Annotated in this window: 17 protein-coding genes; 13 read left to right on the top strand and 4 right to left on the bottom strand. The window is 44.2% G+C overall.

Features of this window, described 5'->3' with window-relative positions; translation table 11 throughout:
* The first annotated feature begins 25 nt into the window (after positions 1-25).
* From MHI15_RS12425 to MHI15_RS12410, 4 genes are all read left to right on the top strand, one after another.
* Positions 26-3,754 (top strand): S-layer homology domain-containing protein, encoded by a 3,729-nt coding sequence (locus tag MHI15_RS12425; RefSeq protein WP_341164458.1) that lies wholly within the window; start codon positions 26-28, stop codon positions 3,752-3,754.
* Positions 3,755-4,450: 696 nt separating this feature from the next.
* Positions 4,451-5,257 (top strand): ABC transporter ATP-binding protein, encoded by an 807-nt coding sequence (locus MHI15_RS12420; protein ID WP_076181997.1) that lies wholly within the window; start codon positions 4,451-4,453, stop codon positions 5,255-5,257.
* On the top strand, positions 5,250-6,908 hold the full coding sequence (locus MHI15_RS12415) for a hypothetical protein (RefSeq protein WP_076124007.1): 1,659 nt from the start codon (positions 5,250-5,252) through the stop codon (positions 6,906-6,908). The genes MHI15_RS12420 and MHI15_RS12415 overlap by 8 nt, the downstream gene beginning before the upstream one ends.
* Before the next feature lie 233 nt (positions 6,909-7,141).
* Positions 7,142-9,157 carry a bifunctional diguanylate cyclase/phosphodiesterase gene (locus tag MHI15_RS12410; RefSeq protein WP_038573706.1) on the top strand — a complete coding sequence of 672 codons (2,016 nt, stop codon included), beginning with the start codon at positions 7,142-7,144 and terminating at the stop codon, positions 9,155-9,157.
* Between the two features lie 77 nt (positions 9,158-9,234).
* On the opposite strand, the gene MHI15_RS12405 is transcribed toward MHI15_RS12410, so the two are convergent.
* Positions 9,235-10,932 (bottom strand): methyl-accepting chemotaxis protein, encoded by a 1,698-nt coding sequence (locus tag MHI15_RS12405; protein ID WP_341164457.1) that lies wholly within the window; start codon positions 10,930-10,932, stop codon positions 9,235-9,237.
* 243 nt (positions 10,933-11,175) lie between these two features.
* Between MHI15_RS12405 and MHI15_RS12400 the strand changes: the two genes are divergently transcribed.
* Positions 11,176-11,607, top strand: coding sequence for a MarR family winged helix-turn-helix transcriptional regulator (locus MHI15_RS12400; protein WP_081383619.1), 432 nt, complete (start codon positions 11,176-11,178; stop codon positions 11,605-11,607).
* A 112-nt stretch (positions 11,608-11,719) separates the two neighbouring features.
* Here MHI15_RS12400 and MHI15_RS12395 read toward each other — a convergent pair whose 3' ends face one another.
* Positions 11,720-13,585 carry an LTA synthase family protein gene (locus MHI15_RS12395; RefSeq protein WP_076124004.1) on the bottom strand — a complete coding sequence of 622 codons (1,866 nt, stop codon included), beginning with the start codon at positions 13,583-13,585 and terminating at the stop codon, positions 11,720-11,722.
* A 282-nt stretch (positions 13,586-13,867) separates the two neighbouring features.
* Between MHI15_RS12395 and MHI15_RS12390 the strand changes: the two genes are divergently transcribed.
* Positions 13,868-16,180: a helicase C-terminal domain-containing protein gene (locus MHI15_RS12390; protein WP_076182003.1), complete on the top strand. Its 2,313-nt coding sequence runs from the start codon at positions 13,868-13,870 to the stop codon at positions 16,178-16,180.
* A 53-nt stretch (positions 16,181-16,233) separates the two neighbouring features.
* Complete coding sequence (locus MHI15_RS12385) at positions 16,234-17,202, top strand: Gfo/Idh/MocA family protein (protein WP_076182005.1); 969 nt, start codon at positions 16,234-16,236, stop codon at positions 17,200-17,202.
* Positions 17,203-17,278: 76 nt separating this feature from the next.
* On the opposite strand, the gene MHI15_RS12380 is transcribed toward MHI15_RS12385, so the two are convergent.
* Both MHI15_RS12380 and MHI15_RS12375 read right to left on the bottom strand, forming a co-directional pair.
* Positions 17,279-17,962: a CidB/LrgB family autolysis modulator gene (locus tag MHI15_RS12380; protein WP_341164456.1), complete on the bottom strand. Its 684-nt coding sequence runs from the start codon at positions 17,960-17,962 to the stop codon at positions 17,279-17,281.
* A complete protein-coding gene (locus tag MHI15_RS12375; protein WP_076303579.1) occupies positions 17,956-18,330 on the bottom strand; it encodes a CidA/LrgA family holin-like protein in 375 nt (124 codons plus the stop codon). Before MHI15_RS12375 ends, MHI15_RS12380 begins: the two co-directional genes overlap by 7 nt.
* A gap of 111 nt (positions 18,331-18,441) precedes the next feature.
* Here MHI15_RS12375 and cidR point away from each other — a divergent pair, with 111 nt between their 5' ends.
* The 6 genes from cidR to MHI15_RS12345 all read left to right on the top strand — a co-directional run bounded on the left by cidR (position 18,442) and on the right by MHI15_RS12345 (position 25,765).
* Positions 18,442-19,371 carry a cidABC operon transcriptional activator CidR gene (gene cidR / locus MHI15_RS12370; protein WP_076278300.1) on the top strand — a complete coding sequence of 310 codons (930 nt, stop codon included), beginning with the start codon at positions 18,442-18,444 and terminating at the stop codon, positions 19,369-19,371.
* A gap of 114 nt (positions 19,372-19,485) precedes the next feature.
* Entirely contained in the window at positions 19,486-19,755 is a 270-nt protein-coding gene (locus MHI15_RS12365) for an aspartyl-phosphate phosphatase Spo0E family protein (RefSeq protein ID WP_076099698.1), read from the top strand.
* Between the two features lie 164 nt (positions 19,756-19,919).
* Positions 19,920-21,320, top strand: a complete 1,401-nt coding sequence (locus MHI15_RS12360; RefSeq protein ID WP_076123994.1) for a DNA-binding protein — start codon at positions 19,920-19,922, stop codon at positions 21,318-21,320.
* Positions 21,321-21,598: 278 nt separating this feature from the next.
* The gene (locus MHI15_RS12355; RefSeq protein ID WP_081383179.1) at positions 21,599-22,120 is read left to right on the top strand and encodes a MarR family winged helix-turn-helix transcriptional regulator; all 522 of its coding nucleotides are present in this window, start codon (positions 21,599-21,601) and stop codon (positions 22,118-22,120) included.
* Entirely contained in the window at positions 22,113-23,873 is a 1,761-nt protein-coding gene (locus MHI15_RS12350; protein WP_076123992.1) for an ABC transporter ATP-binding protein, read from the top strand. Before MHI15_RS12355 ends, MHI15_RS12350 begins: the two co-directional genes overlap by 8 nt.
* Positions 23,870-25,765, top strand: a complete 1,896-nt coding sequence (locus MHI15_RS12345; protein WP_076123991.1) for an ABC transporter ATP-binding protein — start codon at positions 23,870-23,872, stop codon at positions 25,763-25,765. The genes MHI15_RS12350 and MHI15_RS12345 overlap by 4 nt, the downstream gene beginning before the upstream one ends.
* The last annotated feature ends 160 nt before the right edge of the window (positions 25,766-25,925 follow it).

The raw sequence follows: 25,925 nt of genomic DNA, 5'->3' as shown, positions 1-25,925 counted from the left end.
ACCTATTTAAGGCGAGGTGCACATAATGATACGACCATTAACCTTCAAAAAAATTGTAACGCTGCTGCTGGCAGCCTCCCTGCTAATCCTGCCTACTCAGGCAGGAAGAGCTTATGCTAATCCGGATACCGCAGAGGCGATAACCTCTTCACAAGGCGGCGTTAACCAGTTTGACTATTTCAGTCATGTCTATGACCGTCTGAATGATGCTAACCATGTATTTAAAACAGCGACGTATGAAGATATCGTTCATCTTTTTGAGAGTGAAGGCACATACGCTGTTCTGGTTGGCGGTGCTTGGAGCGAGAATACACAGGCTGATATCGGCTTTATCAACGAGGCAGCTAAGGAATATGGCATCTCTACGATTTATAACTTTGATACTAAGCTGGACGGGGACACCCTTCAGATTGCAGACAGCAATAATAAATTTGCCTATAAATATGTTGATCTGGTCAACAAGTATTTGAAGAATTTAAATCTGTCTTCCAAAGATGATCCAGAACGCAATGTCAGCTATACCAATACAAACGGGGAAGTTGTGACTGCTAACAAGCTCGAGTCTCCATTCTTATTGGTATACAACAAGGATCACAAGGATGCACAGGGAAATAGTGCTCCTGTCGTATCCTATCTGGATAAGAGCTATTCGTGGAATGAGTTCCTGACGAACGGAACACTTGATGCGGCGAAGGTCAATGCGTATAAAACATCAGTAAGTGAGGTGCTGGGTGCCGCTTCCCGATATGACACTATCGACGAGTCGGCTTATATCAAGGCTGCATTTAATAAGAACTATGAAGGGGAAAATGAGGGCAAACCTACGATCTTCAACGAAGCGGATGGCACGCTTGTTTATGAACATGTGACCTATCATCAGCTGAAGCAAATTTTAGCGAGTGAGGGAAACTATGCGATTTTGTTAGGCGGCTCGTGGTGCCCTAACACGCAAGCGGTGATTAAATATATCAACGAATATGCCAAAAAACATAATATCCATAAGATCTACTTCTTCGACACTAAGCTGGATGCTGGTGTGACCGTTGCTGAGCCTAATAACAACAGCGGCACTAAGGGCAGTGCGAATCCGCATAATAATAATGAGCTTCAGATTAGAACCACCAATCATCCGTATGCGCAGCTTTATGTTGATCTGGTTCGTACTTATCTGACCAATATCAAGACCGAAAACAATACAGCTGCTAAACCAACTGTAATTAGTTATGTAGACGGACTTGGAAACACTGTGAGCGGAGACAGACTTCAGGTTCCATATCTGTTCACTTATAACAAGGACAACAAGGATGCAGGAGGCAAAAACACACCGATTCTAGGGCATGTTGAACTTATGTACAGCTGGACGAATATCCAACCGGATTACGTGCAGGCTAATTACCCAATCGGAGCCAGATACAATAACACTACAACAGCGCTGGATAAAATATTCTCCAGACTCGAAGCTGTGCCGGCAGGACTTACGGGTGTAGCACCAACTGCGGCCGACAATAAGGATGGGCAAATTGTAGGCACCAGTTCAGCATTGGAATTTAAGCTTGCTGGAGACGAGGCTTACACCCCAGTTTCGGGATCAGCCATCACAGGGCTTGCACCTGGTGTTTACAAGGTAAGATATGCCGCAACATCGGGCTATCAAGGGCCAACCTCCGCAGCTGGACCCACAATCATTCCTTATAATGCTGGCGAAGACGTAAGTGTGGAAGTTCCTGCTTACACCCATCAACAAGCAGCTCCGATAGGACTGGTAGGCGTAGCCCCTACTTCTGAAGCTAATGATGATGGGCAAATTACGGGTTCAGCGGAAGGACAGGAGTATAAAGGCGTTGGAGAAGCTGATTATAAGCCTGTAACAGGTGCGGTTATCACTGGCCTTACTCCGGGCTTCTATAATGTGCGATATGCGGCAAAAGAGGGATACAGCGTTGGTAAAGACGCTACAGTTGAAGTCCCGGCATATGGTGAGCAAGCGGCACCTACAGGATTAGTAGGTGTAGCACCAACCAGTGCAGCTAATGACGACGGTAAAATTATAGGAACTACGAAAGCGCTGGAATATAAGCTGTCTACCGTTACCGATTATGTCTACGCATCAGATGTAGAGATCGTTGGACTTGTGCCGGGTATCTATCAGGTAAGATACGCAGCTAAAGAGGGATTTAACGCGGGTAGAGCAGCAGATGTAATCGTTCCAGCATTCACTGCGGAACAAGCAGCTCCAACTGGGTTGCAGGGAGTTGCTCCTACCTCAGCAGCGAACAACGATGGAAGAATTACGGGAACCACGACAGCCTTAGAATATAAGCTGTCGAGTGTAACTAATTATGTGTATGCACCAGATAAAGAAATCACAGGATTAATACCGGGCACGTATCAAGTGAGATACGCAGCCAAAGAAGGTTATAAGGCAAGTCCAGCGACTGACATTGTGGTTCCGGCCTATGTGCCTATTTCAGATCCTGGAACAGGTGGAACAAGTGGATCGGGTGGCAATTCTACACCGAGCACGACTACACCAACACCATCAGCAAGCCCGCAACAGGTTGCTACGGCAACAGCAGGGAATACCGTGAACCTGTCAGCAACAGCGGCAACTAAAACGGATAAAACCACAGGAGTTACTACTGCTACGATCACAAAAGAAACGGCTGCTGAATTTGTGAGTCTCGCTAAGAAGGCAGAAGCTGATGGGAAGAAAGCTGTTCTTGAAATTAAAGTTGCAGCTACTTCGGATACTCAAACAGCTGATCTTATACTTCCAAGAAGCATAATTAATGAGTTAGCCGCCGGAACGAAGGCGGAGATTACCATTGATTATGAGAATGTGGGTACGATTACGTTTGATGCCAAATCATTGGCGAGCATTAGTGCAGCTTCAGATGCCGGAGACATCATTGTTAGAATCGCGAAGGTGTCATTAACGGCAGAAGGCAAGGCTGTTCTCGGAGACAGACCGGTTTATGACTTGTCGGTTATAGCGGGTGAAAGTACGATTTCCACCTTCGGTGGGGGCAGTGTTCGTGTCAGCGTACCGTACGTGCTGCAAGCGGGAGAACGGTCAGATGCAGTTATTGTGTATCACATTAACAGCACTGGAAGCTTGGACAATGTACGTGGAAATTACAATGCCGCCAAGAGAACTGTAGATTTCGTAACCACACATTTCTCCCAATATATTATTGGATATAATCAGGTGAGCTTTGCAGATGTTCCAGAGGCATCATGGTATAGCCATGCAGTAGGTTTCTTAGCAGCACGCAGTATCACATCTGGTACGGATGCTGAACATTACAGTCCGAATGCTGCAATCACTAGAGGGCAGTTCATCGTCTTGTTGCTCAAGGCTTATGACATCACACCGGATGCCATTGCTGCTGATAATTTTGCAGATGCAGGCAATACGTATTATACGAATTATCTTGCTACAGCTAAACGTCTTGGGGTAGCAACGGGTTCGGGAGATAATCAATTCCAGCCAGATATTCAGATCACTAGGCAGGAGCTATTTACACTCTTGTACCGCTCGCTTGTAGCGCTAGGTGAACTGCCATCTGAGAAGACAGCGGCCACGCTTGCCGGCTTTAGTGATGCTGGACAGATCGCTGGTTATGCACAAGAAGCCCTTCAAGCGCTGGTAGAGAGAGGCGTAGTGACCGGAGCGAACGGTAAACTCAATCCAAAAGAAGTCACTACAAGAGCAGAAGCAGCACAGGTTATTTACAATTTGCTATCCAAATAATCAGCCACTAAGACATAGCGGACGTCACGTAAGTAGCGTTCAACTATGAATGCGGCGACTTGGTTTGACTAAGACAGCAGAGCAGCGGTTCCTCCTTTATGGAGTATCGCTGCTCTGCTTTTTTGTTTGTTAGCTGGCTGGTTGCACTTGCCCTGTCCGCTTGCCCTCATGCCCTCATGCCCTCATGCCCGCTTGATTCAGCAGTTCATTCATTATCGGCGCGGCTTTCGGACCCAGATGACGTTATTTTCCACTTTCCAGCCTTTGGGGCATAGTTTCGGACTCCAGCGACGCTATCGCTTTGAAAAAGGTGCGTTTATGGTGTTTTTCATGCTGATAGCGACTATGGGGTCCTTTAGCACTCCAAATGTGGTAAAAAGCCGCGTATAAGGTCAGCTGTGTCCGATAGCGTGCTCGCTCTCTTACTTATAAATGCTACCCGACCAAACGTACGCTGATCTTAGTCTGGTTTGCTCAAATAAAGGGGGTGCCAACAGCCATTTCGTGGCATCGGTGGTGCGGCCTTTCGCTATAAATCTCTAGTGGGTGGCCTAATGGCCACTCTTTTTTTAACTAGACATAAGATTAGCAGACTAAATCATGGAAGAGGATTCTACTAAATGATACAATTATTGTAATTACATAAAGTAGTAATATTTCACATTATTGATTAGTTACTAGAAAGGGGACTGAGATATGGGTTTAGCTGACGATCCGGTCATAGCGATTTCAGGTTTATGGATGAACTATACAGACCGAATGGTGCTAAAGGGAATTGATCTTAAGGTATATAGAGGACAAATTATTGGTTATATCGGCCCTAACGGGGCAGGCAAGAGTACAACGGTGAAGATTATGCTCGGTCTGGTAGAAGGATATAACGGTAAAGTGGAGATTTTCGGTAAGGATATTGCCGATGGAGATGTTTCTTACAAGAAACGTATAGGTTATGTGCCGGAGGTAGCCGAATTATATGATAGCCTCACTGCAAGAGAGTATCTAACCTTTGTTGGCGAGCTGTATGGGCTAGGTCGTGCCGAGGCGAACTACAAGGCCAAAAAATTAACTACACTGCTAGGTTTGGAGAAGTCTTACGATATGCGGATTTCTTCGTTCTCAAAAGGGATGAAGCAAAAGGTGCTGCTTATCTCCAGCATGCTGCATGACCCTGATATTTTATTCCTGGATGAACCGCTGAGTGGTTTGGATGCTAATAGCGTGATGATAGTGAAGGAGATTTTTGCATCGCTGGCGGCACGGGGGAAGACCATTTTTTACTCCTCCCATATCATGGATGTGGTTGAGAAAATCAGCAGCCGGATCATTTTGATTGATGGCGGGGATATTGTGGCGGACGGAAGTTTTGCAGAGCTGAAGGAGAAAGGCCGTGAAGGGACGCTTGAAGATATTTTCAATCAATTAACCGGATTTGATAAATACCGTGATATCGCTGGTGAATTTGTTGCGGTCATGCAGGAGCAAGAGGTATCCTCTTATGACTGATTTCTTCGTGCTGAGGCTGTTGGATAAGCTGCGGGGTGCATTTATAAGATTTGGAGTCGATTACGACACCATGCGGAGTATTTTACAGATCAAACTGACCATGGACGGAAGAAGAACGCCTACAGCGCTTGCAGGTATGCAGAAAAAGGAGAACGCTAAAGAAGGTTCACCCTTGCGATTACAGTGGATTTATTTACTGTTTGGTTTAATATTAATTCCGCTAACGCTATCCAACGATCACTATATGCTGCAAATGAGCTTAACCTTTGGGATCATTATGTTTTTTGTCTCCACAACCCTGATCTCTGACTTTTCTTCAGTAATGCTTGATTTACGTGATAAAAATATTCTTTTTTCCAAACCCGTCAACCGTACCACCTTAAATATGGCCAAAACCATCCACGTTCTCCTCTACTTAGGGACAGTTACATTGTCGATCACTGGTCCATCTTTGGTATTTAGCCTATTTAAGCAGGGGATCGCTTTTTTTCTGATGTATGCGGTGACAATTGTCTTGTTAGACTGTTTTATCCTCGTAATAACTGCACTGCTCTACCTGATGATCATGCGGTTTTTTGATGGGGAGAAGCTCAAGGATATTATAAATTATACGCAAATCCTTTTGACGATCGGAATAATGGTGGGCTATCAATTCATCTCCCGGTTGTTCAACCTCACTGAGCTTGGCGCTGCTTATCATCCTGCTTGGTGGCAGTACTTTATTTTTCCGGTTTGGTTCGCGGCTCCGTTTGAACTGTTGCTTGGTGGAGCTAGAGAACCCTATTACTTCATTCTTTCAATGCTGGCTTTGATAACCCCACTTGTACTGATCGCAGCCTATATTAAGCTGATGCCGCAGTTTGAACGGAATTTGCAAAAGCTGGCGGAGCAAGGCTCCGGTGGAAAAGACAAGGGCCAGATCGCAGAGTGGCTCTCCCGCAGAGTATGCAAGGAACCGGCAGAGGGGATTTTCTTTCGGTTTACTTGGTCCATGATGAAGAATGAGCGCGATTTTAAGCTGAAGGTCTATCCTGCACTTGGCTTTTCTATCGCATTCCCGTTTATTTTTATATTTGGTATATTGCAGAATAGTTATGATGGTTCCCTTAAAGGTTCAAAAGTGTACTTGTTAATCTATTTCTGCACGATGTTAATGCAGACTGTAATACAGATGCTACGCTACTCTACAAGTTATAAAGGAGCTTGGATTTATAGGCTGATTCCTTTACCCGATAGCACGCCTATTTACCGTGGGATGCTTAAGGCGGCACTGCTACGGCTAGTCTTGCCTTTATTTGCTGTAGATGCGGTATTGTTCATTCTGTTGTTCGGTGTGCACATTGTACCTGATTTAGTAGTGGTATTATTCGCCATGCTGATTTTCTCAGTCATCTGCTTTCGTGTTTATCCCCGGAGCTTACCTTTTTCAGAGCGTTATGAGGCAGCCAAACAAAAGGATTACACTGGAGTCGCCTTCATGCTTATGTTTTTGCTGATGGGGATGGCGGGTATTCATTATGTCTTCACTTTATTTACCGGAGGAATTTACATCTATCTGTTAGTTCTGGTAGTTTTGAATCAATGGTTATGGCGAAAGACCTTCCCCAAAACCCCATCAACCACAGGTCACATATCCAACTTTTCGGGGTGAGCGAATGCGTCAAATATGGACATTTTTTGCCGACATAAAAAAAGGGTATAAATTCCAGTATTTTCTTAGACAATCGGCTGAATACAAGGTAGAATACATCTAAAGTTGCTTTTCAGGGATAACCTATAATCTTTACGCACTCTTCCATTTATCTGATATTCGTGTACTGATTTTTTACTTGAGAAATACGCTGCAGCGATTACGGTATTCAAAACCGGTGAAGAGGTTAACTAATGGATAAAATGGGAATCCACTATAACGTTTGGATTGTTTTACTATCATTTGCGCTAGCGGCGACTGCAGCTTATTCCGCGCTGAATCTGATCTCGCAAGTCCCTCGTTCGTTTGGGAAAGTTCGTCGCTTATGGTTAATATCGGGGGCATGTGTACTCGGCAGTGGCATATGGTCGATACATTATGTAGGGATTATGGCGAGCCGTTTTCCTTTTAGCGTGAATTATTATCCAGGCAGGGCTGTATTATCGTTATTGGTTGGTGTGTTGTGCTGCTATTCGGCATTCCGGATTACGTTTGTGCCACGTTTAAGAAAAAGTTGTTTAATAGTTAGTGGTGTTCTTCTAGGCAGCGGAATTTCGGCTATGCATTATATCGGAATGTCCTCCATGAAGATCGCAGCGGAGATTCATTATGAGATATGGACTCAGACATGTGCTGTAATCCTCGTTATGCTCTCGTCTTTTATCGGATTATTTCTATTTCACAAGTTTAAAGACTATGTGGGTTTTAACCGCTGGAAGTTATACTCTGCTCTCTTTATCGGATTTTCGGTGACTGGATTGCATTATACGAGTGTAAGGGCGACTCATTTTGAATATAACGGTCTGCTAGGCAATACAACTTTTTTTATGGAGACTGATGTTATTCTTTTAATGGGAGTGTCCTTGGTAACGCTATTTATGCTTGCGATTTCTGGTGGTGCTGTATTTCTGGACCGGCATGTGCTGGAACGGATGGCTTATTATGATCCGCTAACCGATCTTCCGAACAGGCATGGCCTGGTACGTTATTTTAAAGATGAATTTTTCGGGAGTAGATCTGGCGCCGTATTTTTTGTGGATCTGGATCGGTTTAAGTCGATTAATGATACGCTTGGACATGATATAGGGGACTTGTTACTGCGAGAGGTCGCTATAAGATTAAGACGCTCTGTAGGAAGTAAAGGCAAGGTCTTTCGTTTGGGCGGAGATGAATTCCTGATCGCTCTTCCAGATTGTACTGTGGAGGATGCGCAAGAGGAAGCAGAGCACATTTTATATGAGCTTAAGAAATACTACAGCATTCAAGGTAATGAGCTATATGTTACTGCAAGCGTGGGGATCAGTATGACCCCTATGCATGGAACTGACCGCTCAGCGTTAATGAAGGCAGCCGATACAGCTCTTTATACCTCTAAGGATTCGGGTAAGAATAAATTCAGTGTGTTCGATCAGGAGATGAACCGCCATCAGCTGCGACGGATGTCGCTGGAGAAGGATCTTCGTAAAGCGCTGGCACGCTCCGAGTTTATGGTTGTGTACCAGCCAAAATGGGATTCGTATATGAACGTTACCGTGGGTCTTGAAGCACTGCTGCGTTGGCGGCACCCTGAACATGGGATAATCTCCCCGGCTGAATTCATTCCCATTGCAGAGGAAACGGGACTGATTGTCCCGATTACCTATTGGATGCTGCATGATGTATGCAGCCAGAACATGCTTTGGCATAAGGAAGAGATAGCAAATGTCGCAGTCTCTATTAATATGTCAGCACGGATGTTTGAGGGCGGGGGCTTATACGATGTTGTAGAAGAAGCACTCACACGTTCAGGTCTAGAGCCGCATTTCCTTGAACTGGAGATTACAGAGTCCATTGCGATGAATAACATGGAAGAGACGGTTGCGCAGCTCTCCAGACTTCGGGCACTTGGGGTAAGGGTATCACTGGATGACTTTGGGACAGGCTTTTCATCCCTTGGTAATTTAGACGAGATTCCAGTGAACACACTCAAGATTGATCAAGTGTTTATTCGTAAGAGCAAGATGCATTCCAAGAAAGCCATTATCAGTAATATCATTGCGATTGCCACCAATCTTAATATGGAGGTCGTGGCGGAAGGTGTGGAGACACCAGAGCAGATTGAGCTGCTGCAATCCTTAGGCTGCAGAGTGATGCAGGGTTATTATTATGGGCGGCCAATGCCGGTGCATGAGCTGGGCCAGTGGTTTATAGCGAATACAGCAGTATCGTAGCAGATGATCTCAATACATAGAATAAGGGGCTAGCGTCTAAGCAGAATATCTCTGCTTGAATGCTAGCCCCTTTGCTATTAAGAAACCTTAAATCGTTCAATCAGAATTTGCAGCTTCTCAGCTAGGGAGGACAGGAAAGCTGCTGCAGACTCAACTTCCTCCATTGCGGCAAGCTGTTCTTCTGAGGAAGCGGATAATGTCTCTGCACTGCTGGCCGTCTGATTAGCAACATTTACGATATTCTGAAGGGTTGTAACGAGACGGTCGGAGATCAGTGAAAGCTGGCGAACCGTTCCTGAGATCTGCTGGCTTTGTGAGGCCATTCCCGAGACAGACATTTCAATTTCCGAGAAGGACTGGCCTGCCGTGGCAATCATTTCTCTGCCGTGCTCCATCTCTTCTGTAGAGCGTTTCATAGTTTCTCCAGCCTGATCCATCTGGTTTACGATGATGTTGACCAGTTGGCCAATTTGCGCAGCGGAATGGGCTGAGCGCTCAGCCAGCTTACGTACGGAATGAGCAACGACCGCGAACCCTCTTCCCTCTTCTCCAGCTCTTGCGGCTTCAATCGCTGCATTCAGGGACAGGAGATTGGTTTCTTCTGCGATGCTGGCAATAGTACCCACGATATTTTCAATTTCTTTGGAATAACCACCCAAGGTTTCAATAATGAGTGCTAGGTCGGTAATACTGTCACTTACGACTCTCATCTGCTGTGTGGTGGAATCCATTGCCTCACGGCCTGTACGTGCTTTATTAGCGTTGCTGACCGCATTATTCATTGCGTTATCTGCATTGCCTGCAATCTCTGTGATGAAACGAGACAGGTCTTGTACAGACTTATATTCACCCTCCATATTCTGCAGCTGTGAATTCGCGGTATCGGCAAGTTCAATCGTAACATTGACGCTATATTCACCGGCCCGGTTGGTTTCCTGCGCACTGGCGGAGAGCTCTTCGGAAGAGGAGGCTACCTGCATGGAGGTCTCATTGACCTCGGTAATAAGTAAGCGCAGGCTTTGGGTCATGTCATTGAAATTACGGGCTAATGTACCAATCTCATCCTTGCTGTTGAATAAAATAGGATTATGAGTAAGGTCGCCCTGTGCAACAAGGTTGACCCCTTTGGACAGCTTCGTTAACGGACTAATCATTCGGCGGATTAACAGATAAGCTGCCACAATAGCTATAACCAGAATGGAAGCACCGATAATAAAAGGCTGAACAATGATATCTTGAGTTCGTTCTTGAATTATGGAGCCATCGAAATTAATAGCCATCAGCGCAACTATAGGTTTAGATGGATCGTGATCCTGATAGATGGGGCCGTAACCTGTCTTAAGTGAGGTACCTTCGTATGTATAAACCTTGGAGTAGGAGGAATGCTTATGCTCAGTAATCATTTGCTTATCTTCATCTGAAAAATAAAAAGTATCGCCTGCTTTATAACCTCTAGCCTGGAAGCTTGAATCTGCGGCAAGTACTTTTCCGTCTAAGGATAAGATGAATGCCTCTTTAAAAATAGCCTTATGTGCTACAATCCAACCGATTCGATCCTCTACAGCCTCCAGTTTACTTTGATCGCCTGCCAACAATGCGGAAATGTCTGCGGGGTCAATCAGGCCGGTTGTAATATTAGCGCATCCTACCAATTCGATACCTGCGGCTTCGTCTACTTGCTTATAAGCTGTACGGTATCCGAAAAACCCGATGGATGATCCTACAAGAAGTAAGACGACGAACATCATCCAAGTTAATTTAGTTGCTAATTTCATTCTTCGCACCAACCTTGACAAATTATGTTCTCAGTGATAATAGCTCTCACCTCTACGATTATATCGTATTGATATGCTTATAACCTTACATGGAATATAGTATTTCTGTGTCGGAAATTGGAGAATGGTGGAAGTTTGCGCTTTCCATCATGCTTTCAATGGTTTAGTAGACAAAACCATTGAATCATAACCAGTTCTAATGGTACGCTTGAGTTATTAAAAACGGATTGGGGTTGAACAAATATGCCACATCAAATAGATCCGTTAATAGATCGTCTAGGACTATCCATGTGGAGAGTACAGCGTAAGATTATGTCTCAAATGTCTTTGCACAAAGAACTCGGACTTACGGTGCCACAGATGGGTCTGTTAAATATGATAGCGAAAGAAAAGAAGTCGCGGGTGGTACAGCTGGCAGAATGTATGGAGGTCAAATCCAGTGCGGTGACGGTGATGCTGGACCGTTTGGAGGTGCTGGGTTATATCAAACGTGAGCCGGATGGGAAGGATCGGAGAGCGGTTGTAGTGACGATCACCGAAAAAGGTCAGCAGGTGCTCGAAGAAGGACATTTCCGGTCCAAAGAACTGCTGGCGGAGCATTTATCCATACTGAAGCCCGAAGAACTACGCAACTTTGCAGAGTATTACCGTATGATCGAGGACCAGGAGCGTTAGTCAGCTAAGCTTCGGAATGGATATCTTTATAAAAACAGCAGAGCAGCGGTTCTCCTTATTGGAGAATCGCTGCTCTGCTGTTTTTGTTCGTTGGCTGCCTACGCCCTGTAATTTATTGTTTAGGTTGTTTGTCAGGCAACTGAGTGATATAGCTGTGGGAAAGCTGTAAAAGCCTCAAGGCACGGTTATATTCGTCTTCAGTGGCACTCGGCGTTGTTCCATTGTTATAAATAGAGTACTGAGTGTTGTCTTCAAAGCTGTTACCAGGAATAAGCAATCCTGAGCTGGCAATGAATGAACCAGAAGGTAAATAATATCGTTCTGGCAGCAAATTATAAGTCTGACTGAGTAGATCTTGACCAAAATATACGTTATTCTCTAATGAAATCCCAAGCAGACTGGCTGCGGTTGGCATGATATCTACTTCCCCGCCTACTTCGTCAATGGTCTGCGATGCTACGCCAGCACCTGCATGAATAAGCAGAGGGATGTTCATCATATCCGCATAACTGTATTCATGACCATAGATTTCAGTCATCAATTCTTTATCATCATGATCGAGGGAATAAATCGGCAATCCCATATGATCTCCATAAATCATGATTACACTATTGTCCCAGACACCATTTGCTTTTAGCTCTTCTACAAAATGTCCAAAAGCATCATCCGCATAGTTCTGGGAACGGATATAGTCACCAACAAAAGTACCTTCATAACGCTCCGGCAGCTTCATGCGGTATTTTTCTTCCGGAATAGTAAAAGGGTGATGCGCTGACATTGAAATGACTTGAGCGTAAAAAGGCTGCTCCTGTTGGTCCATTTCTTTTAGTTTATCGGCTGTCTTACTGTAGAGCGTATCATCAGAAGCTCCAAAGAAGAAGACATCATCTTCACCAAAAAATTTGCGGTCATAATAATGATCGAAGCCGAGGGAGTCATACAGCTCGCCGCGGTTCCAGAATTCTACGACATTGGTGTGGAAGGTTGCTGTCTGATATCCATTTTCTTTAAGCACGCGTGGCAGACTTGGAAGTACCTTATCCACATAAGACATCGTTGCCGCTCCACGTGGAGGGATGTAGAAGGAAGTGTTAACTACGAACTCTGCATCCGACGTATTCCCTTGGCCAACCATTTGATAGAAATTAGGGAAGTAAAGACTGTCCTTCATTACCTTGTTCAGGTTCGGTGTAATTTCTTGACCGTCTAATTTAAGTCCCAGCAAGAAATTCTGGAAAGATTCCATTTGAAGAATAATAAGGTTCTTGCCTTTAGCGATGCCTTGAAGTGGAGAACTAGCCGCAGTATTAATCCCCTTCAATTTGTTGATGGCATCCTGTGTAATGTCACTTGAATCGACTAGCTCAGGCTCTTCTTTAGCGAAGATCGTATAAGCTTCATAATTAAGAATTCCCATTTCTTGAGCTTTCTTAATTTCGTTCATACTGGCCTTATTAGGCAAGATGTTGAACAAACATAAAGCAAGTGAGACTGCAAACAGAACACTATACTTAAGTTTTCCGCCACGGCGGTGGTTGATATTCTCTTTCTTATAGACCCGGCCTTTTTTATTAAAGAAGAAGTAGACGCCAAGAATAATGATGTCTGTAAAAATCAGCAGGTAGTATGGATCCATTAGTGAGAATACGCTGTTGCTGACGGCGGTGACTTGATTCACCTGCTCCGCTGCATGGTAAGTCACAATAACACCGTAATATTTAAAATACATAATGGCTGCGAAGAAAATGGCTGTCACTAATAAATTTACGGTCATGTAATATCCGAGCTTGCGCTTGGAACCAAAACGTTCAATGATACAGAAGAGCGCCCAAGCAAAGGGGATTTCAGTTAATAATGATTTCCAGGGCAATATATCGTCAAAGATTACGCCCCATGCCAAGAAAGCTTTTAGAATAAAAATTATTGTGAAAAACACAAAAGGTTTAACGATCCACTGTTTAAAGTTAAAGGATGACACAGCTTCGCCTTCTTTCTACATGATAAAACGCCATTTCCCGGCTAGGAAGAAACAGCGCCCAGACAAAATAATTCCATAGTAATAAAATTTATTATGCAGGGCTGGCTATAGAATGTCAAAAATCGAGAACCTAAGTATAAGCTTAGTGGAGCGCGTAAAGTTGAACACAAAGGGTTGAAGCTGACGCTCCTGCTCTCATGCAGGGTTATACAACGAATTCAGGACTAAAATGGCAATTGGGAACAAAAAGGATATATGGATAATAAAAGGAGGTGATGCTGGATGAGCTCTACAGTAGCTTTATCAGTTAGAACTCTCGTTGAATATGTTTTTCGCAGCGGAAGCATTGAACCTGGCTTTCATGGAACGGGCGCTATGGTCGAAGGCACAAGAATTCATCAGAAGATCCAAAAGCAATATAAGGAAGGTGACCGCAAGGAGGTTTATTTGAAAACGGAGATTCCTTATGGAAACCTGCTTTATGTTGTAGATGGGCGTTGTGATGGATTGCTTGTCTCGGAGGATGGGAGCTTTACGGTCGAAGAAATCAAATCAACCTCCGGACTGCTGGATTTACTGGATGAAGGACATGAGGTTCATTGGGCACAGGCGCTGATGTACGCATATATGGTGGCTCTGGAGCAAGAGCTTTCTTCTATTCAGGTTAAGCTTACCTATGTCCACCGGGCTACTGATGAGCAAAAAAGCTTGTACCGAACGTTGTCTTTTGAAGAACTGATTTCATTTGTGAATGACACAGTGGCTAGATATGCTCCATACGCTGAGATGATGGTTCGTCATGATGCTAAGAAGGAGCAGAGTCTTCGGGAGTTGAGCTTTCCGTTCTCCTCTTATCGAAAGGGACAACGTCATTTTGCAGGAGCTGTATACAAGTCCGTCGTGGAAAAGGTCAGTCTGTTCGCTCAAGCCCCCACAGGTATCGGGAAAACAATGTCGACGTTGTTCCCTGTCCTTAAAGCGATGGGCGAAGGACAAGCTAAAGGATTGTTCTATTTAACGGCAAAGACGGTTACCCGTTTTGCCGCGCAGGAAGCCATCTCGCTGTTGCTAACGCAGGGTCTTCAGCTGCATGTCATCACACTTACCGCTAAAGAGAAGGCCTGTTTTCGCGAAGAGGGGATATGTGGTAAGGATTCCTGTCCTTATACGGATGGTTATTATGACCGGATCAACGAGGCATTAATGGATCTGTTAGAGCATGAGACGCTGATGAGCAGAGACACCCTTGCACTGTATGCTCACAAACACAAAGTGTGCCCATTTGAGTTCTCGTTGGATGCAGCCTATGCCTGTGATGCTGTGATCTGCGATTACAATTATATATATGATCCTCGCATCAGTCTGAAACGGCTAACAGAGGAAAGAAAGAGAGAAACGGTGCTTCTAGTAGATGAAGCACATAATCTGGTAGACCGGGGACGGGAGATGTTCTCCGCCTCTTTGCTGAAAGCCCCTTTCCTGGAAATCCAGCGCCAATATAAAGAAATGAACCGGAATTTGAGTACAGCCGCTAAATCGGTGAATGCTTTTTTCATCTCCCTTCGCAAAATTTGCAATGAAGAGGGGCAAGGGCAGTGGGACTCGTTCCCGGAGGAGCTGCCGGCTTTGCTTGAGATATTTTCTTTGGAGGCGGAACAGGAGCTTATTCACCCGAGCTCTAGTATTGTCTCACTGAATGGGGAAGGAGAAGGGGAAAATGTCCTCTTGGATACCTATTTTGCAGTTCAGGGCATGCTCCGCACCTTTAAGACCTATGATGAACGCTACATTACCTATGCGGAGGTTCGTAGAGGGGATGTCTATCTCAAGCTATTCAATTTGGATCCCTCGCATCTGCTACGGCAGATGTCCAAGAGCTTTCGCAGTCAGATCCTGTTCTCAGCTACACTTTCTCCATTATCTTACTACCGGGATATGATTGGTGCAGCGGAGGAAGATTACAGTTTAACCGTGTCTTCCCCTTTTCAGAAAGAGCAGTGGGAAGTAACCGTCTTACCTGTCTCCACACGTTATCATGACCGGGAAGCTTCCCTAGTTCCGTTGACTAAAGCACTGAGCCAAATGGTCTCTAAAAAGGGCAACTATCTGGTGTTTTTTCCTTCGTACCTCTATTTGCAAAACGTATATCAGGCCTTTACGGAGTATTACCCTGAAATCCGGACATTGATGCAGGATACTGGCATGAGCGAGCAAGCTAGAGAAAGTTTTTTAGCCGCATTTAGTCCAGATAATGACGAGACGTTATTGGGATTTGCTGTACTTGGAGGGATTTTTTCAGAAGGTGTGGATCTGCCAGGGGATCGCCTCAATGGGGTTATGGTTGTTGGCGTTGGCCTGCCACAGCTTGGTCTTGAACGCAATCTGCTGCGTCAATATTTTAATGCCAGAGGAAAAAATGGCTTTGATTATGCCTATGTCTATCCGGGAATGTGTAAGGTACTCCAAGCCGGAGGCAGGTTGATTCGCAGCGAGACGGATACGGGCATTATCGTGTTGGCGGATGACCGTTTTTTGCAGAGTCCATATATGCATTTGCTTCCCGAAGAATGGAGAGATTATCTTATACGCTCATAAGAGGTTATAATCTACGAAAGGGTATTCATAATCAATCGGCAGGAGGAAATAATATGACAATAAAAGTGGGTATTGTGGGTACAGGTTGGTTCTCTAAGGTACATGCTGATTTGCTGGCAGGGATGGCTGATGTCCAGTTGCAGGCAGTCTGTGGAAGCAGTAAAGCCAAAGGCGAAGATATGGCACGTCCATATGGAGCTGCTGGATATGGTGATATTACAGAGATGTTGGATGCGGAGAAGCTTGATGCTGTTTATATCTGTGTGCCTCCACAATCTCATGGTGCGATTGAACGTTCATTAATCAAGAGGGATATTCCTTTTTTTATAGAGAAGCCGCTTAGTATGACTACTGAAATTCCTGCCAGCTTGCTGCAAGATATTAAAGAACATAATTTATTGACCTCGGTAGGCTACCATTTCCGCTATCAAGAGAATGTTAAAAGGCTCAAGGAAACACTACGTGGTGACAAGATCGGTATGGTCATGGGCCAGTGGATGGGCGGCATGCCGGGCGTAGCTTGGTGGCGTGATCAGGAGCAATCTGGAGGACAGTTCACCGAGCAAACCACTCATATCGTCGATTTGGTGCGTTATCTGGCAGGAGAGGTAAAAGAAGTATACGGCATGTTCGGAAATCGAATTATGCATGAGCAGCATGAAGGTGTGAGTGTAGCCGATGTAGGTACCGTATCTCTGAAGCTTGAGAATGGAATCATAGCTAATATTTCAAATACATGTGTCCTGCCTGATCCGGTAGGAAGTGTAGGTCTTAGTTTCTATAATGATCGGGGATTGCTGGACTGGAACCCGGATCGTCTCTTGGAAGTGCGAAGTGGCAATAGCACCGAATTTGAAAACACAGGAAATCCATATTTAGTGGAAAGTGAAGCTTTTCTGTATGCTGTACGGACAGGAGATCGTTCGCGTATTCTCAGTGACTATGAGGATGGATTCAAGACGCTTAAAGTAACTTGTGCGGCTTACGAGTCCGCACAAAGTGGACTTCCGGTTAAATTCTAAGTTTGAATTCTTAAAAAAAGGACATGCCGCCTTAGATGTGCTAAAGAGACGTGTCCTTGGCTCAAGCTGGGTTAGCCTAGTGGAGGAATATTGCGAGTAAAGCTGGCGCCACACCTATGGATAACAGCGCGGACAGAATCATCGCAATACTGGAGATGGTTCCGGTCAGTGAACTAAGCTCGAAGGCCTTGGATGTTCCTGTACCATGCGCAGCGGTTCCCAGCGATACACCACGCGCGATTTCATTGTCAATGCGGAAGATGCGGAGTACTGTAGGGCCCATCATTGTACCGAGTATCCCGGTAATGATGACGAAGACTGCAGTAATACTCGGTACACCGCCGATACTTTGCGAGATGCTCATAGCGATCGGTGTAGTCACCGAACGTGGAACCAGACTGGCTGCCAGATCGCCGCTGACATGCAGCCATTTGGCGAGCAGAATGGAAGAGATCACCGCTGTTATCGTCCCTGACAGCACGCCTGCCGCAATTTCGGCGGCGTGCTTTTTGAGCACCTTGAAGTTTTTATGCAAAGGGATTGCAAAGGCCATAGTTGCCGGTTGCAGCAAATCCGTCAGCCATTTGCCTCCCGCATTGTAAGAATCATAAGTAATGCCTGTGATGAGTAAGAAGATAATCATAAGCACGGGTGTAATGATCAATGGAGAGGTGTACACTTTGCCACTAGAAGTATAAATGCGTTTCGCCAGTAGATATACAGCAACCGTAAGACCGAAGAATAATAGAGCGTTTAACATGATCCTTTCCGCTCCTTTGCTTTGTAAATTCTACTGGTAAGTAATCCGGAACTGGCCATTACAACAATCGTACCCAAAATGACCACCGCGAGGATTCGTAAACCATCAGTTTCCAGAATATTGGCGTATTTCATTACGCCGATAGCAGATGGAATAAAGAACAGCAAGAGCTCAGCCAGTAGCCAAGAAGCACCAACTTCAACCCAATTCAGATGAATGACATCAAACTCAAGCAGAAGAAACAATATAATCATTCCGAGTATGCTTCCGGGAATAGGGATATGCAAAAATGGGGTTACAGCATTGATTAGTAATGAGAATAGGGTGAGTCCCGCTACCTGCAGCAAGCCTATAACAATCTTTTTCATAAGGCTTCGCTCCTTTCATGATAATGAAAGTTTACATCAATTGTTTTCATAGGTAAAATGAATAGATTGAATAAATGACATTCCTTTTGTCTATGGATCGGAGGTTGGAAAATGGATATCCGACAATTAGAATATTTCGTCCAAGCAGCACGAATGAAAAGCTTTACTCGGGCTGCCGAATCCTTATATATTTCACAACCTACGATCAGTAAAATGATCCGGAATATGGAGATCGAGCTGGAGGCTGATTTGTTTTACCGTGAAGGGAAAAGTGTCCGGCTTACAGATGCGGGGGAAATTCTGTTCACCAAAGCGCAAAATATCGTGGAGTCGTTCGCCAGCTTGTCTTCTGAGCTGGATAGCTTACGAAATTTGGAGCAGGGCCACATCCGCATCGGTCTGCCTCCAATGGTAGGAGCGAGCTTTTTTCCTTCGGTGATTGGTCAATTTCATAAACGTTATCCGCAGGTTACTATTCGTCTGCATGAGGATGGCGCGAAAAAAGTGGAGGAAGATGTAGAAACGGGCTTGTTGGATATCGGAATGGTTGTGCTGCCTGTAAATACAGCCAAACTTCATTGCTTCACCTTTGTTGAAGAGAAGCTGAATCTTATTTTACCTGTTGGACATAGATTGGCCGAGGCAGACCTTGTTCCGTTAAGTGAACTAGCCGAAGAGGAGTTTGTGCTGTTCCGGGAGGATTTTACGCTGCATGATCGGATTATTACGGAATGTGTGAAGGCGGGATTTCAGCCTAAGGTTATCTATGAGAGCTCCCAATGGGACTTAATTAGCCGTATGGTGGCTGCCGGAATGGGAATCGCATTGCTGCCAGAAACCATTTGCCGGGATATGGATCGTTCACGATTGGTCGTTGTGCCTTTGACGGATCCGGTAATTCCGTGGCAGCTTGCTATGGCGTGGCGTAGAGACCGTTATTTATCTTTTGCGGCACGCGAATGGATTGCTTTTGCAAAGGGACTTTTGCGAGAACAGTATCCAAATGAGCTCCCTGACGAACTTGCGGAGGACTCTGAATAAGTAGTAATTCCGTTTTTGTTAGAAGCTCTACAATTTTTCTTTTTTTTGAAAATATGTTTTTTGGTATCATGACTTATGATAGGAGAAGATGTTGATAGAGAGAAGGAGAGAGATGTGACACAAAATCCAAATTCCTCCAAGAATAATCATAGAAAAGATTATAAAGAAGATGAGCTACTTGTAACTATAGAGAGTCTTAGATGTGAATTGCTGGAGGTTGCAGAGCAACGCAGTCTTAGTGACCGTGCTGTTCTAGAGCTCAGTGAGCGATTAGACAGCTATATTTTGCTGGCACAAAATAAGATGATGGAAAATTTGCGCAACCGGAAAGCCGGCATTACATCCTATAGTAGAAGTTCCAAAACCGCCATCACTGTTAGCTAAACTACCAACAACATAGAATTATAATACTATGAAGATGTTACTGATCTAGAGGAGCGTATTAGGCTCCTCTATTTGTCGTACAATCTATTTGTTGTACAATCCATAACTTTCACCTATAATGTCAATTAATAGAATCTTTTCAAGTCAAACTTTGGGGGTGCCGAGTGGAGGGAAAGTTAACAACTATACGCTCAGAAATTGAGAAAAATTTGTCCCGCTCCGGCCATAATCTCGCCTCATTTTCAAAAATTTGTGGCCTGAATCGAGGCAGCCTCAGTGCAATTCTGCATGGAAATCCGCCGAAGCCTATGTCCTTGGGACAAGTAGATGCAATTATAAAAGCCTTTGGTTTTCCAGAAGGTTGGTTATATCCTCTATATGTTGATGAATGCTTCAATGATGAGAAGGTCTCACGCCGTAGAGTGGAGCCTTTTTTGATTCGTTGTGCTGAATTGGGCAAACAGCCTTGTATTGAGGACACTTTAAGCAGATTACTGGAATATCCGAAGTCTCTGGATATCGTTTATTCGGTAGCTGATAAATTGTTTAAAAAAGGTAAAATAGATGAATCGATATTTTTTTATAAAGTTGTAGCTGAGAATGAGTCCGACAGTTACTCGGAGCGGCTCGCAATAAGTCATTATCGTATTTTTAGAGCCATTTTATCCATCGTCGATTCAGACGAGAAGTTACATGCAGTTATTACTTTTGAACCTTTCAGGAATCGTCTACCAGAAAATATGCAATTGGATGGTCTCTTAACTTTGACACAGTTATGTTTCGATCTACGTCGATGGAATAAAATGGAGTCTTTCGCTGATGAGCTAAGAACGCTGGCTAATGCTGTTTACCGCGAGCAACTGCGAAGTAATGTGGATAAACGGAAGGAAGTTCTTCATACGGAACGTCCATTAGTGGTTTATTACGGTCATGGGTATTTGCTTAAAGCGATTTCGCTGACCAAGCAAGGTAAATATGAAGAAGCCAAAAAGTATACTGCAGGCTACGCAGATCTTGGCTGGTTTGAAATGATGAACGAAGAAGGTCGTCAGGCGGTAGAACAATTTCGGTTATTCGCAATGGGCAATGGTTTCACAATTGAGTTGTTGATGGGTAATGTGGATGTTCTATCTTCCTACGCGGCCTTTTTAGCAGATCACCCAGGTGAAATCTTAGCTGGACTTATAACTATAATGGATGCTGCTAATCGTTACGGGTTCTCTGCTGACAGTGTACTTACACGATTCTCACGAGAAATGTTGAGGTTTGAAGGATTCCAGGAGCCTAATAATGTAGATCGCGTATTTCGGTTGTACTATCAAGTAGCAATCTATGAAATAAATAAGCAATGTTATAGCACAGGTGTAGATTATCTTCTGAAATCTTTGGAGTTATCTATAAAGCAAAACAACGGAAAAGATTTCATTAATTGTATAACCTTATTTGAGACGAGCAGGGATTACGCTACTGCTTCTCAACAGGATAAATATAGAGAACTAGTAAAGGGGGTGAGAAAAAATGAAAAAATCACTGTTGATGATGGTAAGCGTGTTAGCATTGTTTAGCTTCATTATCATTGGACCTGTGGGCTCTGGAAGTAATGGAGGCATTACAACCTATGAGCACGGAGCTTGGTTCTAAGGGTGAAAACATCTATTCAATCCTTAAAATACAGAGCAATACATAAACCGATAACTACTCCCTTGCACTCGTGCTGGGGAGTTTTCTTTTTCGTAATAATTGATAGCGTATTCATAATTTGACAAAGCAATCTGGCGAAAATATAATTAGGTAGCCTAAATAATATAGTGTTTAATAATTAGTTGACCTAACTAAAATAGAGGTGAAGGAAATTGGGATAAACGGAGGAAATACAGAAAATACTGAAAATTCAGTCGCACACGGGCTTTTTGCGGCGATGAAACGCCTGCACAAAGCTCAATGGCAAAAGGGCGTTGAGGGCCACAAGCCAAGTGAGATGACTTTAATGATATGCATTGAAAAATGGAATCATTCTGATGAAGAGGGTCTCAAGGTGTCTGAAATCAGCCGACTACTTGGATTCACTCCTCCTACCATCACGCAGCTGATTAACAGTCTTGAAGCGAAACAGATGGTGGAAAGACGCGCGGATCCTTCAGATCGAAGAGTTGTACGCGTGAAATTAACGGAAAGTGGAAAAGAACTCACACGAAAAGCAGAACATTATCGTGATGTGATGCTTGATAAGCTTGTGCAACACTTAGGCGAAAAAGACACTAAACAGCTCACAGAGCTATTGCTTAAGGTACATGAATACGTTGAGGATAATCCACCACCTGATTGGGATAGGCTACAAATGAACGGAGATGAGAAGCTTGATTAAATTATTTAAACAACTGAAGCCTTTTAGGGTAGCTATTGGTGCTGTATTAATCCTTGTATTTTTGCAGTCCATGGGCGATTTATACCTTCCTACACTGATGTCCGACATCGTCGACAAAGGGATTGTTCAAGGAGATCGCGCTTATATTTGGAAAATAGGTAGTTTCATGCTCCTGGTTGCAGGTGGCGGTGCTTTATGTTCGGTAATTGCCAGTTATTTATCGGCAAAAGTAGCAGCCGGGTTTGGTAAGCTCACCCGTGCACGAGTATTTAACCATGTAGAAAATTTTACGCTGCATGAATTCGATAAGCTGGGTACAGCTTCCTTGATTACACGTACAACAAATGATATTACACAAGTTCAAACGGTACTTACTATGATGTTGCGCATGATGATCGGAGCACCGATGATGATGATTGGTGGTATCATCATGGCAGTATCTGAAGATGCTAAATTATCATTGATTTTTGTAGTCGTTATTCCTGTACTTGTAGGGGCGATCTTCTTTATTGGGATGAAGGGTCTGCCACTGTTTAAAGCCATTCAGATTAAGCTTGATAAATTAAACCTGGTGCTGCGTGAGCATCTGACAGGTATTCGTGTTATTCGTTCTTTTAACCGGATTGATCATGAGAATAGACGTTTCACCGAAGCTAACCGTGATCTTACGGATACAGCTATCAAGGTCAATAAAATTATGGCCGGCCTGATGCCGCTGATGATGATTGTAATGAACTTTTCTATGATTGCTATTCTTTATTTTGGTGGAATCCGAATTGGTGATGGCGACTTGCAAGTTGGGTCCCTGATGGCATTTATCCAATATGCAATGCAAATTATGTTCTCTCTGATTATGGTATCGATGATGTTCGTGTTAATTCCGCGTGCTTCAGCTTCAGCCGTGCGTATCAATGAGGTACTGGATATGCAGCCTGAATTTACAGATCCTACTGAGAGTGAACTGCATACAACAGCTCAAGCTACTAAAAAAGACGGACGCGATTCTTTGCGTGGTTTTGTTGAGTTTGAGAATGTATCTTTTTCCTATCCAGGGGCAGAACAGCCTGCACTTTCGAAAATTAGCTTTAGTGCTCGTCCGGGTGAAGTTACCGCAATTATCGGGGGTACCGGATCGGGTAAATCTACACTGCTTAGCCTGATTCCAAGATTCTATGATGTTAATGAAGGTGCTGTACGCGTAGACGGAGTGGATGTACGTGAGATGACACAGGAAGAGCTGCGGAGCAAAATCGGTTACATCCCACAAAAAGCAGTATTGTTCTCCGGTACGATTAATGAGAACATCCGCTACGGTAAAGAGGATGCTACGGATGAAGAAATCATTCATGCATCTAAGGTGGCTCAAGCCTACGATTTCGTATCCGCGATGAAGGATGGGTTTGACTCGGAAATTGCTCAGGGCGGGAATAACGTCTCAGGTGGTCAGAAACAGCGGTTGTCCATTGCTCGGGCGCTTGTGAGAAAACCTGAGGTTTATCTGTTTGACGATAGCTTCTCAGCTCTTGATTTCAAGACAGATGCCAAACTTCGCGCGGCTCTCAAATCTGAAACTACGGAATCCACCGTATTGATCGTAGCTCAACGGGTTAGCACCGTTATGGATGCGGACCGGATTATTGTAATTGATGAGGGTGAAATTGCTGGAATGGGCACTCACCGTGAACTGCTCGAGAGCAGTGATGTGTACCGCGAGATCGTATCCTCGCAGCTGTCAGAGGAGGAAATAGCATGAGTGAACAAAACAGAGAACATAAACCTGCAGCTCCCCGCGGCCATAAAGGCCCGGGTGGACCGGGTGGTCCTGGAATGAGGATGCCGGCAGAAAAAGCTAAAGATTTTAAAGGTACACTTCGTCGCCTAATCAAATACTTGCGCCCACGTATGGTTCAATTGATTATTGTACTAATTATGGCGATTGCCAGTACGGTGTTCAGTATCTTTAGTCCAAAAGTTATGGGTAAAGCTACAACCAAACTGTTCGAAGGTGCTTACGGCAAACTGATGGGTGTAGAGGGTGCCTCCATTGATTTTGGATATATTAATGATATTCTGATCCTGCTCGCGGGATTGTATCTGCTTAGTGCTCTGTTTAGTTACATTCAGCAGTATGTAATGGCGGGTGTAGCGCAGAAGGTAGTTTATGACATGCGTGAGCAGATCAACAGCAAGCTGGAGCGTTTACCTTTAAAATATTTTGACTCTCGTACACACGGGGAAATTCTCAGCCGTGCTACGAATGACGTAGATAACATCAGTACCACGTTGCAGCAAAGTTTAACGCAGCTGATTACCTCAATCGTCACTATTATTGGTGTTATTGTGATGATGCTTACCATCAGCCCATGGCTGACGTTAATCACGATTACTACGTTGCCACTCAGCTTTATTGTGATTATGGCGATCTCTAAACGTTCGCAGACTTATTTTGTGAGACAGCAGAAATCGCTTGGCCAGTTGAATGGTCATGTAGAGGAAATGTATACGGGGCACCGGATTATTAAAGCTTTCGGCCGCGAACCGCAGTCGCTTAAAGATTTTGATGAAATAAATGATAAGCTTTATGATTCTGGCTGGCGGTCTCAATTTATGTCAGGTATGATTATGCCGCTTATGATGTTTATCGGTAACTTGGGTTATGTGCTTATCTGTGTTGTGGGTGGTATTTTTGTTACTAAAAAAATGATTGATGTCGGGGATATTCAAGCCTTCATTCAATATTCACGTCAGTTCACCCAGCCGATTGCACAAACGGCTAATATTGCTAACATTATTCAATCCACCATTGCTTCCGCAGAACGTGTATTTGAACTTCTGGATGAAGAAGAGGAAGTTAAGGAAGTTAATACTACACTTGTGAAGCTTGATGAAGGTGCTCCGGAAGGTTCCGTTGAGTTCCGTCATGTGAAATTCGGCTATAAAGAGGATGCTATTCTGATTGAGGACATGAATATTGAGGTTAGTCCAGGTCAGACTATAGCGATTGTCGGTCCTACTGGTGCTGGTAAAACCACTTTGATTAACCTGCTGATGCGCTTCTACGAGCTTAACGACGGGGAAATTATCATTGATGGCGTCAACATTACCGACATGAAACGGAGTGACCTACGTAGCAAGTTTGGTATGGTGCTTCAGGATACCTGGCTCTTTAACGGTACGATTCGTGACAACATTGCTTACGGTCGTGAAGGTGCATCTGAAGCTGATGTGGTGCGGGCTGCCAAAGCTGCGCATGCCGATCACTTTATCCGCACACTTCCGCTTGGCTACAATACGGTGTTAAATGAAGAAGCTTCTAATATTTCACAAGGACAGAAGCAGTTGATTACTATTGCTCGCGCTATTCTGGCCGATCCATCGATCCTTATTCTTGATGAAGCCACGAGCAGTGTCGATACACGGACTGAATTGCTGATTCAAAAAGCGATGAATGCGCTGATGCAAAACAGAACCAGCTTCGTTATTGCCCATCGTCTCTCGACGATTCGTGATGCGGATCTCATCCTTGTCATGAATCAAGGTAGTGTAATCGAGAAAGGCAACCACGAAGAACTGCTGGCCCAAGGCGGATTCTATGCGGATCTCTATAACAGTCAGTTCTCTGAAGGAGATTTGGACGTAGGCTAAATTGAAGTGAAGAAAAAAGTATAGATAACCCATAAACCCCTCTTTTCACATGTTGCTGATTTTTTATGTGAAGAGAGGGGTATTTTATATGTGATGATGTGTTTTAATTTTTCTGAAAAATAAAAAAAGTTTGATTAAAAATTAAAGCATATATATGATA

The sequence above is a fragment of the Paenibacillus sp. FSL H7-0918 genome, from assembly GCF_038007025.1.
In the GTDB taxonomy this organism is placed as follows: domain Bacteria; phylum Bacillota; class Bacilli; order Paenibacillales; family Paenibacillaceae; genus Paenibacillus_AQ; species Paenibacillus_AQ odorifer.
The sequence above is the reverse complement of the archived record's forward strand: the minus strand, read 5'-3'. Positions and strand labels throughout refer to the sequence as shown.